At 49.7% G+C, this 12877-nt stretch carries 2 protein-coding genes, 9 tRNA genes and 6 rRNA genes; all 17 read right to left on the reverse strand.

Going from position 1 to position 12877, the window contains the following annotated elements; all coding sequences use genetic code 11:
* Positions 1-4 precede the first annotated feature (4 nt).
* Positions 5-562 (reverse strand): UvrB/UvrC motif-containing protein, encoded by a 558-nt coding sequence (locus MHH40_RS09920; RefSeq protein ID WP_034620770.1) that lies wholly within the window; start codon positions 560-562, stop codon positions 5-7.
* A 14-nt stretch (positions 563-576) separates the two neighbouring features.
* Positions 577-1041, reverse strand: a complete 465-nt coding sequence (locus MHH40_RS09925; RefSeq protein WP_003217184.1) for a CtsR family transcriptional regulator — start codon at positions 1039-1041, stop codon at positions 577-579.
* A gap of 177 nt (positions 1042-1218) precedes the next feature.
* Positions 1219-1334, reverse strand: a 5S ribosomal RNA gene (rrf, locus tag MHH40_RS09930).
* A gap of 61 nt (positions 1335-1395) precedes the next feature.
* A 23S ribosomal RNA gene (locus tag MHH40_RS09935) occupies positions 1396-4326 on the reverse strand.
* A 182-nt stretch (positions 4327-4508) separates the two neighbouring features.
* Positions 4509-6057: ribosomal RNA gene (locus MHH40_RS09940) — 16S ribosomal RNA — on the reverse strand.
* A 127-nt stretch (positions 6058-6184) separates the two neighbouring features.
* A tRNA-Ala gene (locus MHH40_RS09945) sits at positions 6185-6260 on the reverse strand.
* A gap of 8 nt (positions 6261-6268) precedes the next feature.
* Positions 6269-6345 (reverse strand) — tRNA-Pro (locus MHH40_RS09950).
* Positions 6346-6352: 7 nt separating this feature from the next.
* Positions 6353-6429: transfer RNA gene (locus MHH40_RS09955), tRNA-Arg, on the reverse strand.
* Between the two features lie 11 nt (positions 6430-6440).
* Positions 6441-6526: transfer RNA gene (locus tag MHH40_RS09960), tRNA-Leu, on the reverse strand.
* Positions 6527-6538: 12 nt separating this feature from the next.
* A tRNA-Gly gene (locus tag MHH40_RS09965) sits at positions 6539-6610 on the reverse strand.
* Between the two features lie 30 nt (positions 6611-6640).
* Positions 6641-6723: transfer RNA gene (locus MHH40_RS09970), tRNA-Leu, on the reverse strand.
* An 8-nt stretch (positions 6724-6731) separates the two neighbouring features.
* Positions 6732-6807: transfer RNA gene (locus tag MHH40_RS09975), tRNA-Lys, on the reverse strand.
* A gap of 37 nt (positions 6808-6844) precedes the next feature.
* Positions 6845-6920, reverse strand: a tRNA-Thr gene (locus MHH40_RS09980).
* A 33-nt stretch (positions 6921-6953) separates the two neighbouring features.
* A tRNA-Val gene (locus MHH40_RS09985) sits at positions 6954-7029 on the reverse strand.
* A 792-nt stretch (positions 7030-7821) separates the two neighbouring features.
* Positions 7822-7937, reverse strand: a 5S ribosomal RNA gene (gene rrf / locus MHH40_RS09990).
* Positions 7938-7998: 61 nt separating this feature from the next.
* A 23S ribosomal RNA gene (locus MHH40_RS09995) occupies positions 7999-10929 on the reverse strand.
* A gap of 182 nt (positions 10930-11111) precedes the next feature.
* Positions 11112-12660 (reverse strand): 16S ribosomal RNA (locus MHH40_RS10000).
* Together the 16S, 23S and 5S rRNA genes with 9 tRNA genes alongside form the textbook arrangement of a ribosomal RNA operon.
* Positions 12661-12877 lie beyond the last annotated feature (217 nt).

Consider the following 12877-nt stretch of genomic DNA (forward strand, 5'->3'; position numbering starts at 1 on the left):
GTTGTTAATCTCCCTCCCTCTGCTGAGATTGCTCATGCTCTAATGCACGAATTTGATCTCGAACTTCCGCTGCTTTTTCAAACTCTTCTTGTTCAATTAACTGCTTTAGCTCTTGCTGCATCAACTCAAGTTTCCGGCGCACATGAAGACTACCGGCAATCCGTTTAGGCACTTTTCCATGATGGACTGTATTTCCACTATGGACTTTCCGTAAAACAGGGTTTAGATACTGATCAAATGAACGATAGCATTCTGCACAGCCAAAACGGCCTGTTTTTCTGAATTGTTGAAAGGTTAAGCCACATTTAGGACATTGATCCACTTCTCTCGCTTCTTGAAAAATGGATGATCCCTTATTCGCACTTGTGGTAAAGCTAGGATCAATATTCAGTAAGCCTGATAATAGGTTGTGAATCGAGAAACCTTGGTTTCCACTCATAGCATATGAATCACTGTTTTCTTTTGCACATTGTTCACATATGTGCATTTCCTGTTTTTCTCCATTTATAACTTTCGTAAAGTGAAAAGTGGCTGGTCTCTCATTGCATTCTTGACAAATCAATCTTTTCACCCGCTTTACTTTAATTTCAAAGCATTTAACATCGCTTTCATCATCCGAGCCCGTAATTCATCCCGTTCAGGTAAATCAATGTGCAAAACAGAACGGTCCATGACACTGATCATCATCTTTGCTTCTCTTTCAGATAAAATGTTATTTTCGACAAGACGCATGATGATATGATCAGAGGCAGCCTGTGATAAACGATGATATATTTGGGAAATAATATTGTTCAATAAGTCGACTTCATCATTCATTTTGACTTTAATGATGCGGATATAGCCACCGCCGCCACGCTTACTTTCAACGATATAGCCTCTCTCGCTCGTAAAGCGTGTATTGATAACATAGTTAATTTGTGAAGGTACGCATTGAAACTTATCTGCAATTTCATTGCGCTTAATTTCTAATATTTCTCGACCATTCTGATCCAAGACTTCTTTCAAATACTGCTCGATGATATCAGAAATATTTTGTGCCACTCCGCCTCCTCCTCCATTGACTTTGACTATATTTGACTTTAATCTTACTATAAATTTTTTCGGTCGATTTTTCAAGATAATCGCTCAACTAAGAATATTATTTCCACATTTATATGGTGTCAAACCTCTCAAAAACACAAAAAAGACCAGTTCCGTATGGAACTGATCCTTATACAAGCTTGGCGGCGTCCTACTCTCACAGGGGGAGACCCCCAACTACCATCGGCGCTGAAGAGCTTAACTTCCGTGTTCGGTATGGGAACGGGTGTGACCTCTTCGCTATCGCCACCAAACCTGATGGAGAGAATGTTCTCTCAAAACTAGATAACAATGTTCAAGCTTCACATTAGAATATAGGTTAAGTCCTCGATCTATTAGTATCTGTCAGCTCCACGTGTCACCACGCTTCCACCTCAGACCTATCAACCTGATCATCTTTCAGGGATCTTACTTCCTTGCGGAATGGGAAATCTCATCTTGAGGGGGGCTTCATGCTTAGATGCTTTCAGCACTTATCCCGTCCGCACATAGCTACCCAGCGATGCCCTTGGCAGAACAACTGGTACACCAGCGGTGCGTCCATCCCGGTCCTCTCGTACTAAGGACAGCTCCTCTCAAATTTCCTGCGCCCGCGACGGATAGGGACCGAACTGTCTCACGACGTTCTGAACCCAGCTCGCGTACCGCTTTAATGGGCGAACAGCCCAACCCTTGGGACCGACTACAGCCCCAGGATGCGATGAGCCGACATCGAGGTGCCAAACCTCCCCGTCGATGTGGACTCTTGGGGGAGATAAGCCTGTTATCCCCGGGGTAGCTTTTATCCGTTGAGCGATGGCCCTTCCATGCGGAACCACCGGATCACTAAGCCCGACTTTCGTCCCTGCTCGACTTGTAGGTCTCGCAGTCAAGCTCCCTTGTGCCTTTACACTCTGCGAATGATTTCCAACCATTCTGAGGGAACCTTTGGGCGCCTCCGTTACATTTTAGGAGGCGACCGCCCCAGTCAAACTGCCCACCTGACACTGTCTCCCTGCCCGATAAGGGCAGCGGGTTAGAAGGTCAATACAGCCAGGGTAGTATCCCACCGATGCCTCCACCGAAGCTAGCGCTCCGGTTTCCAAGGCTCCTACCTATCCTGTACAAGCTGTACCAACATTCAATATCAGGCTGCAGTAAAGCTCCACGGGGTCTTTCCGTCCTGTCGCGGGTAACCTGCATCTTCACAGGTACTATAATTTCACCGAGTCTCTCGTTGAGACAGTGCCCAGATCGTTGCGCCTTTCGTGCGGGTCGGAACTTACCCGACAAGGAATTTCGCTACCTTAGGACCGTTATAGTTACGGCCGCCGTTTACTGGGGCTTCAATTCGCACCTTCGCTTACGCTAAGCGCTCCTCTTAACCTTCCAGCACCGGGCAGGCGTCAGCCCCTATACTTCGCCTTACGGCTTCGCAGAGACCTGTGTTTTTGCTAAACAGTCGCCTGGGCCTATTCACTGCGGCTTCTCGGGGCTTTAACACCCTAAGAAGCACCCCTTCTCCCGAAGTTACGGGGTCATTTTGCCGAGTTCCTTAACGAGAGTTCTCTCGATCACCTTAGGATTCTCTCCTCGCCTACCTGTGTCGGTTTGCGGTACGGGCACCTCTCACCTCGCTAGAGGCTTTTCTTGGCAGTGTGGAATCAGGAACTTCGCTACTAAATTTCGCTCGCCATCACAGCTCAGCCTTTACGGGAAACGGATTTGCCTATTTCCCAGCCTAACTGCTTGGACGCGGATATCCAATACCGCGCTTACCCTATCCTCCTGCGTCCCCCCATTGCTCAAATGGTGAGGAGGTGGTACAGGAATATCAACCTGTTGTCCATCGCCTACGCCTTTCGGCCTCGGCTTAGGTCCCGACTAACCCTGAGCGGACGAGCCTTCCTCAGGAAACCTTAGGCATTCGGTGGACGGGATTCTCACCCGTCTTTCGCTACTCATACCGGCATTCTCACTTCTAAGCGCTCCACCAGTCCTTCCGGTCTGACTTCACAGCACTTAGAACGCTCTCCTACCACTGTTCGTAAGAACAGTCCGCAGCTTCGGTGATACGTTTAGCCCCGGTACATTTTCGGCGCAGAGTCACTCGACCAGTGAGCTATTACGCACTCTTTAAATGGTGGCTGCTTCTAAGCCAACATCCTGGTTGTCTAAGCAACTCCACATCCTTTTCCACTTAACGTATACTTTGGGACCTTAGCTGGCGGTCTGGGCTGTTTCCCTTTCGACTACGGATCTTATCACTCGCAGTCTGACTCCCAAGGATAAGTCATCGGCATTCGGAGTTTGACTGAATTCGGTAACCCGGTAGGGGCCCCTAGTCCAATCAGTGCTCTACCTCCGAGACTCTTACCTTGAGGCTAGCCCTAAAGCTATTTCGGAGAGAACCAGCTATCTCCAGGTTCGATTGGCATTTCACCCCTACCCACACCTCATCCCCGCACTTTTCAACGTGCGTGGGTTCGGGCCTCCATTCAGTGTTACCTGAACTTCACCCTGGACATGGGTAGATCACCTGGTTTCGGGTCTACGACCACGTACTCATGCGCCCTATTCAGACTCGCTTTCGCTGCGGCTCCGCATCTTCTGCTTAACCTTGCACGGGATCGTAACTCGCCGGTTCATTCTACAAAAGGCACGCCATCACCCTTTAACGGGCTCTGACTACTTGTAGGCACACGGTTTCAGGATCTATTTCACTCCCCTTCCGGGGTGCTTTTCACCTTTCCCTCACGGTACTGGTTCACTATCGGTCACTAGGGAGTATTTAGCCTTGGGAGATGGTCCTCCCGGATTCCGACGGAATTTCACGTGTTCCGCCGTACTCAGGATCCACTCTGGAGAGAACAACATTTCAGTTACAGGGCTGTTACCTTCTTTGGCGGGCCTTTCCAGACCTCTTCGCTTATATCGTTCCTTTGTAACTCCGTATAGAGTGTCCTACAACCCCAAGAGGCAAGCCTCTTGGTTTGGGCTGTTCCCGTTTCGCTCGCCGCTACTCAGGGAATCGCATTTGCTTTCTCTTCCTCCGGGTACTTAGATGTTTCAGTTCCCCGGGTATGCCTTCTCATACTCTATGTATTCAAGTATGGATACTACTCCATTACGAGCAGTGGGTTTCCCCATTCGGAAATCTCCGGATCAAAGCTTGCTTACAGCTCCCCGAAGCATATCGGTGTTCGTCCCGTCCTTCATCGGCTCCTAGTGCCAAGGCATCCACCGTGCGCCCTTTCTAACTTAACCATTTCTTACTTTAGAAAGAATCACTATGTGTGATGAACTTTGCATTGCATTCAATGTGAATGTATTACTTATTGTTATCTAGTTTTCAAAGAACAATCCTGTCTCGCTAGAGACATGTCTTGAAGGAATGATCCTTCAAAACTAAACAAGACGAAAACGCACACTGCTCCATATATCCTTAGAAAGGAGGTGATCCAGCCGCACCTTCCGATACGGCTACCTTGTTACGACTTCACCCCAATCATCTGCCCCACCTTCGGCGGCTGGCTCCATAAAGGTTACCTCACCGACTTCGGGTGTTGCAAACTCTCGTGGTGTGACGGGCGGTGTGTACAAGGCCCGGGAACGTATTCACCGCGGCATGCTGATCCGCGATTACTAGCGATTCCAGCTTCACGCAGTCGAGTTGCAGACTGCGATCCGAACTGAGAACAGATTTATGGGATTGGCTAAACCTTGCGGTCTCGCAGCCCTTTGTTCTGTCCATTGTAGCACGTGTGTAGCCCAGGTCATAAGGGGCATGATGATTTGACGTCATCCCCACCTTCCTCCGGTTTGTCACCGGCAGTCACCTTAGAGTGCCCAACTAAATGCTGGCAACTAAGATCAAGGGTTGCGCTCGTTGCGGGACTTAACCCAACATCTCACGACACGAGCTGACGACAACCATGCACCACCTGTCACTCTGTCCCCGAAGGGAAAGCCCTATCTCTAGGGTTGTCAGAGGATGTCAAGACCTGGTAAGGTTCTTCGCGTTGCTTCGAATTAAACCACATGCTCCACCGCTTGTGCGGGCCCCCGTCAATTCCTTTGAGTTTCAGTCTTGCGACCGTACTCCCCAGGCGGAGTGCTTAATGCGTTAGCTGCAGCACTAAGGGGCGGAAACCCCCTAACACTTAGCACTCATCGTTTACGGCGTGGACTACCAGGGTATCTAATCCTGTTCGCTCCCCACGCTTTCGCTCCTCAGCGTCAGTTACAGACCAGAGAGTCGCCTTCGCCACTGGTGTTCCTCCACATCTCTACGCATTTCACCGCTACACGTGGAATTCCACTCTCCTCTTCTGCACTCAAGTTTCCCAGTTTCCAATGACCCTCCCCGGTTGAGCCGGGGGCTTTCACATCAGACTTAAGAAACCGCCTGCGAGCCCTTTACGCCCAATAATTCCGGACAACGCTTGCCACCTACGTATTACCGCGGCTGCTGGCACGTAGTTAGCCGTGGCTTTCTGGTTAGGTACCGTCAAGGTGCGAGCAGTTACTCTCGCACTTGTTCTTCCCTAACAACAGAGCTTTACGATCCGAAAACCTTCATCACTCACGCGGCGTTGCTCCGTCAGACTTTCGTCCATTGCGGAAGATTCCCTACTGCTGCCTCCCGTAGGAGTCTGGGCCGTGTCTCAGTCCCAGTGTGGCCGATCACCCTCTCAGGTCGGCTACGCATCGTCGCCTTGGTGAGCCATTACCCCACCAACTAGCTAATGCGCCGCGGGTCCATCTGTAAGTGACAGCCGAAACCGTCTTTCATCCTTGAACCATGCGGTTCAAGGAACTATCCGGTATTAGCTCCGGTTTCCCGGAGTTATCCCAGTCTTACAGGCAGGTTACCCACGTGTTACTCACCCGTCCGCCGCTAACATCCGGGAGCAAGCTCCCTTCTGTCCGCTCGACTTGCATGTATTAGGCACGCCGCCAGCGTTCGTCCTGAGCCAGGATCAAACTCTCCGAAAAAGTACAAAACCGAAGTTTTGTTTTTCGTCAGCGTTTGACTGACTACCTATGATATAACATAGGATTTTTTTATAAAAACTCGAATTAACAGGTACGTTTTGTCTTGTTTAGTTTTCAAAGATCATATTGGTGGAGCCTAGCGGGATCGAACCGCTGACCTCCTGCGTGCAAGGCAGGCGCTCTCCCAGCTGAGCTAAGGCCCCATAAAAGATGGTCGGGAAGACAGGATTCGAACCTGCGACCCCTTGGTCCCAAACCAAGTGCTCTACCAAGCTGAGCTACTTCCCGATCTTAATGGCGCGCCCGAGAGGAGTCGAACCCCTAACCTTTTGATCCGTAGTCAAACGCTCTATCCAATTGAGCTACGGGCGCTTATTTTATAATGCCGAGGGCCGGACTTGAACCGGCACGGTAGTCACCTACCGCAGGATTTTAAGTCCTGTGTGTCTGCCAATTCCACCACCCCGGCGTGGATGGTATAAGCGGAAGACGGGATTCGAACCCGCGACCCCCACCTTGGCAAGGTGGTGTTCTACCACTGAACTACTTCCGCATTACAGGATTTCTTTATTTTACTTGGCAATGCGGGTGAAGGGACTTGAACCCCCACGTCATAAAGACACTAGATCCTAAGTCTAGCGCGTCTGCCAATTCCGCCACACCCGCATGAAACATGGTGAGCCATGAAGGACTCGAACCTTCGACCCTCTGATTAAAAGTCAGATGCTCTACCAACTGAGCTAATGGCTCGCTTTAAAAGCGACTTGTCTATCTTACCATATGAAACTGGTGCCGGCAAGAGGACTTGAACCCCCAACCTACTGATTACAAGTCAGTTGCTCTACCAGTTGAGCTACACCGGCTTTATCTATCCTAACATTATGTAAGAATAAATATGGTGGAGGATGACGGGCTCGAACCGCCGACCCTCTGCTTGTAAGGCAGATGCTCTCCCAGCTGAGCTAATCCTCCATATTGTGTTGTCATTTCGAATGTCTCTCGATCCGACAAGTAGTATTATATAACGATAAGATATTGTTTGTAAAGACTTTTTTAAAATAATTTTTGAATTTATTTTAACGTTGTTTTTTTCATCTTTTCGTTAAGGCACCTAAAGAAGTTTACCACTTGTCTCATCATTTTAAAAGTCTTTTTTTCATTTTTTTATGTTTTTTTGTTAAAAAGCGCTCTAATAAAGCTTTATTGGTGTGAAATGACCCTTTTCACGCTTTTTATATGCTTGTTTTCTTCAATATATCTTCTCATACAAATCATCTAGAGAAGGGATTCTTTTATTATTTTATTTTTCTGAGAAATCATTTTCGTGCAAAAATATCCGTGAATGATGCTGTTCTTTACCATCTTCAATATTAAAGTGTTACTTGGTTAACAAGTTAGTTATTGATTCTTTCTTGTTCTTACTTAGAGCGGGCGAAAAAATTGACTGAAGGTGCTATATGTTCTTTGGCAATACTCAGTTATCTAGTGTGTCTCTAAACAGCCCTCTGTATCTGGCTGCCAAAGAAAATTCTTATTGGCTGCTTTCTATGCTTTTGATCTTCATTCTAAACGAATTGAACGACCGATCCACACAACAGCTACGTTGTTCAATGAGAGTACATGAACGTGAGACGAACAGAAAAATTAATTGATCGATGAGGCTTACTACATCATCACTTCTCACTTTACAAAGTGATTTAATAGAAGTAATTTTTTCAAAAACACAAAAAAGACCAGTTCCGTATGGAACTGATCCTTATACAAGCTTGGCGGCGTCCTACTCTCACAGGGGGAGACCCCCAACTACCATCGGCGCTGAAGAGCTTAACTTCCGTGTTCGGTATGGGAACGGGTGTGACCTCTTCGCTATCGCCACCAAACCTGATGGAGAGAATGTTCTCTCAAAACTAGATAACAATGTTCAAGCTTCACATTAGAATATAGGTTAAGTCCTCGATCTATTAGTATCTGTCAGCTCCACGTGTCACCACGCTTCCACCTCAGACCTATCAACCTGATCATCTTTCAGGGATCTTACTTCCTTGCGGAATGGGAAATCTCATCTTGAGGGGGGCTTCATGCTTAGATGCTTTCAGCACTTATCCCGTCCGCACATAGCTACCCAGCGATGCCCTTGGCAGAACAACTGGTACACCAGCGGTGCGTCCATCCCGGTCCTCTCGTACTAAGGACAGCTCCTCTCAAATTTCCTGCGCCCGCGACGGATAGGGACCGAACTGTCTCACGACGTTCTGAACCCAGCTCGCGTACCGCTTTAATGGGCGAACAGCCCAACCCTTGGGACCGACTACAGCCCCAGGATGCGATGAGCCGACATCGAGGTGCCAAACCTCCCCGTCGATGTGGACTCTTGGGGGAGATAAGCCTGTTATCCCCGGGGTAGCTTTTATCCGTTGAGCGATGGCCCTTCCATGCGGAACCACCGGATCACTAAGCCCGACTTTCGTCCCTGCTCGACTTGTAGGTCTCGCAGTCAAGCTCCCTTGTGCCTTTACACTCTGCGAATGATTTCCAACCATTCTGAGGGAACCTTTGGGCGCCTCCGTTACATTTTAGGAGGCGACCGCCCCAGTCAAACTGCCCACCTGACACTGTCTCCCTGCCCGATAAGGGCAGCGGGTTAGAAGGTCAATACAGCCAGGGTAGTATCCCACCGATGCCTCCACCGAAGCTAGCGCTCCGGTTTCCAAGGCTCCTACCTATCCTGTACAAGCTGTACCAACATTCAATATCAGGCTGCAGTAAAGCTCCACGGGGTCTTTCCGTCCTGTCGCGGGTAACCTGCATCTTCACAGGTACTATAATTTCACCGAGTCTCTCGTTGAGACAGTGCCCAGATCGTTGCGCCTTTCGTGCGGGTCGGAACTTACCCGACAAGGAATTTCGCTACCTTAGGACCGTTATAGTTACGGCCGCCGTTTACTGGGGCTTCAATTCGCACCTTCGCTTACGCTAAGCGCTCCTCTTAACCTTCCAGCACCGGGCAGGCGTCAGCCCCTATACTTCGCCTTACGGCTTCGCAGAGACCTGTGTTTTTGCTAAACAGTCGCCTGGGCCTATTCACTGCGGCTTCTCGGGGCTTTAACACCCTAAGAAGCACCCCTTCTCCCGAAGTTACGGGGTCATTTTGCCGAGTTCCTTAACGAGAGTTCTCTCGATCACCTTAGGATTCTCTCCTCGCCTACCTGTGTCGGTTTGCGGTACGGGCACCTCTCACCTCGCTAGAGGCTTTTCTTGGCAGTGTGGAATCAGGAACTTCGCTACTAAATTTCGCTCGCCATCACAGCTCAGCCTTTACGGGAAACGGATTTGCCTATTTCCCAGCCTAACTGCTTGGACGCGGATATCCAATACCGCGCTTACCCTATCCTCCTGCGTCCCCCCATTGCTCAAATGGTGAGGAGGTGGTACAGGAATATCAACCTGTTGTCCATCGCCTACGCCTTTCGGCCTCGGCTTAGGTCCCGACTAACCCTGAGCGGACGAGCCTTCCTCAGGAAACCTTAGGCATTCGGTGGACGGGATTCTCACCCGTCTTTCGCTACTCATACCGGCATTCTCACTTCTAAGCGCTCCACCAGTCCTTCCGGTCTGACTTCACAGCACTTAGAACGCTCTCCTACCACTGTTCGTAAGAACAGTCCGCAGCTTCGGTGATACGTTTAGCCCCGGTACATTTTCGGCGCAGAGTCACTCGACCAGTGAGCTATTACGCACTCTTTAAATGGTGGCTGCTTCTAAGCCAACATCCTGGTTGTCTAAGCAACTCCACATCCTTTTCCACTTAACGTATACTTTGGGACCTTAGCTGGCGGTCTGGGCTGTTTCCCTTTCGACTACGGATCTTATCACTCGCAGTCTGACTCCCAAGGATAAGTCATCGGCATTCGGAGTTTGACTGAATTCGGTAACCCGGTAGGGGCCCCTAGTCCAATCAGTGCTCTACCTCCGAGACTCTTACCTTGAGGCTAGCCCTAAAGCTATTTCGGAGAGAACCAGCTATCTCCAGGTTCGATTGGCATTTCACCCCTACCCACACCTCATCCCCGCACTTTTCAACGTGCGTGGGTTCGGGCCTCCATTCAGTGTTACCTGAACTTCACCCTGGACATGGGTAGATCACCTGGTTTCGGGTCTACGACCACGTACTCATGCGCCCTATTCAGACTCGCTTTCGCTGCGGCTCCGCATCTTCTGCTTAACCTTGCACGGGATCGTAACTCGCCGGTTCATTCTACAAAAGGCACGCCATCACCCTTTAACGGGCTCTGACTACTTGTAGGCACACGGTTTCAGGATCTATTTCACTCCCCTTCCGGGGTGCTTTTCACCTTTCCCTCACGGTACTGGTTCACTATCGGTCACTAGGGAGTATTTAGCCTTGGGAGATGGTCCTCCCGGATTCCGACGGAATTTCACGTGTTCCGCCGTACTCAGGATCCACTCTGGAGAGAACAACATTTCAGTTACAGGGCTGTTACCTTCTTTGGCGGGCCTTTCCAGACCTCTTCGCTTATATCGTTCCTTTGTAACTCCGTATAGAGTGTCCTACAACCCCAAGAGGCAAGCCTCTTGGTTTGGGCTGTTCCCGTTTCGCTCGCCGCTACTCAGGGAATCGCATTTGCTTTCTCTTCCTCCGGGTACTTAGATGTTTCAGTTCCCCGGGTATGCCTTCTCATACTCTATGTATTCAAGTATGGATACTACTCCATTACGAGCAGTGGGTTTCCCCATTCGGAAATCTCCGGATCAAAGCTTGCTTACAGCTCCCCGAAGCATATCGGTGTTCGTCCCGTCCTTCATCGGCTCCTAGTGCCAAGGCATCCACCGTGCGCCCTTTCTAACTTAACCATTTCTTACTTTAGAAAGAATCACTATGTGTGATGAACTTTGCATTGCATTCAATGTGAATGTATTACTTATTGTTATCTAGTTTTCAAAGAACAATCCTGTCTCGCTAGAGACATGTCTTGAAGGAATGATCCTTCAAAACTAAACAAGACGAAAACGCACACTGCTCCATATATCCTTAGAAAGGAGGTGATCCAGCCGCACCTTCCGATACGGCTACCTTGTTACGACTTCACCCCAATCATCTGCCCCACCTTCGGCGGCTGGCTCCATAAAGGTTACCTCACCGACTTCGGGTGTTGCAAACTCTCGTGGTGTGACGGGCGGTGTGTACAAGGCCCGGGAACGTATTCACCGCGGCATGCTGATCCGCGATTACTAGCGATTCCAGCTTCACGCAGTCGAGTTGCAGACTGCGATCCGAACTGAGAACAGATTTATGGGATTGGCTAAACCTTGCGGTCTCGCAGCCCTTTGTTCTGTCCATTGTAGCACGTGTGTAGCCCAGGTCATAAGGGGCATGATGATTTGACGTCATCCCCACCTTCCTCCGGTTTGTCACCGGCAGTCACCTTAGAGTGCCCAACTAAATGCTGGCAACTAAGATCAAGGGTTGCGCTCGTTGCGGGACTTAACCCAACATCTCACGACACGAGCTGACGACAACCATGCACCACCTGTCACTCTGTCCCCGAAGGGAAAGCCCTATCTCTAGGGTTGTCAGAGGATGTCAAGACCTGGTAAGGTTCTTCGCGTTGCTTCGAATTAAACCACATGCTCCACCGCTTGTGCGGGCCCCCGTCAATTCCTTTGAGTTTCAGTCTTGCGACCGTACTCCCCAGGCGGAGTGCTTAATGCGTTAGCTGCAGCACTAAGGGGCGGAAACCCCCTAACACTTAGCACTCATCGTTTACGGCGTGGACTACCAGGGTATCTAATCCTGTTCGCTCCCCACGCTTTCGCTCCTCAGCGTCAGTTACAGACCAGAGAGTCGCCTTCGCCACTGGTGTTCCTCCACATCTCTACGCATTTCACCGCTACACGTGGAATTCCACTCTCCTCTTCTGCACTCAAGTTTCCCAGTTTCCAATGACCCTCCCCGGTTGAGCCGGGGGCTTTCACATCAGACTTAAGAAACCGCCTGCGAGCCCTTTACGCCCAATAATTCCGGACAACGCTTGCCACCTACGTATTACCGCGGCTGCTGGCACGTAGTTAGCCGTGGCTTTCTGGTTAGGTACCGTCAAGGTGCGAGCAGTTACTCTCGCACTTGTTCTTCCCTAACAACAGAGCTTTACGATCCGAAAACCTTCATCACTCACGCGGCGTTGCTCCGTCAGACTTTCGTCCATTGCGGAAGATTCCCTACTGCTGCCTCCCGTAGGAGTCTGGGCCGTGTCTCAGTCCCAGTGTGGCCGATCACCCTCTCAGGTCGGCTACGCATCGTCGCCTTGGTGAGCCATTACCCCACCAACTAGCTAATGCGCCGCGGGTCCATCTGTAAGTGACAGCCGAAACCGTCTTTCATCCTTGAACCATGCGGTTCAAGGAACTATCCGGTATTAGCTCCGGTTTCCCGGAGTTATCCCAGTCTTACAGGCAGGTTACCCACGTGTTACTCACCCGTCCGCCGCTAACATCCGGGAGCAAGCTCCCTTCTGTCCGCTCGACTTGCATGTATTAGGCACGCCGCCAGCGTTCGTCCTGAGCCAGGATCAAACTCTCCGAAAAAGTACAAAACCGAAGTTTTGTTTTTCGTCAGCGTTTGACTGACTACCTATGATATAACATAGGATTTTTTTATAAAAACTCGAATTAACAGGTACGTTTTGTCTTGTTTAGTTTTCAAAGATCATTTTCGTTATCACTCGTAAGCGACTTTAATATCTTAACATTTCGTATTGGTTAAAGTCAAGAAGTTTTTTCAATTTCTTTTTTTAACCTCGTT

The organism is Bacillus sp. FSL K6-2431 (assembly GCF_038005165.1).
Taxonomy (GTDB): domain Bacteria; phylum Bacillota; class Bacilli; order Bacillales; family Bacillaceae; genus Bacillus; species Bacillus pumilus.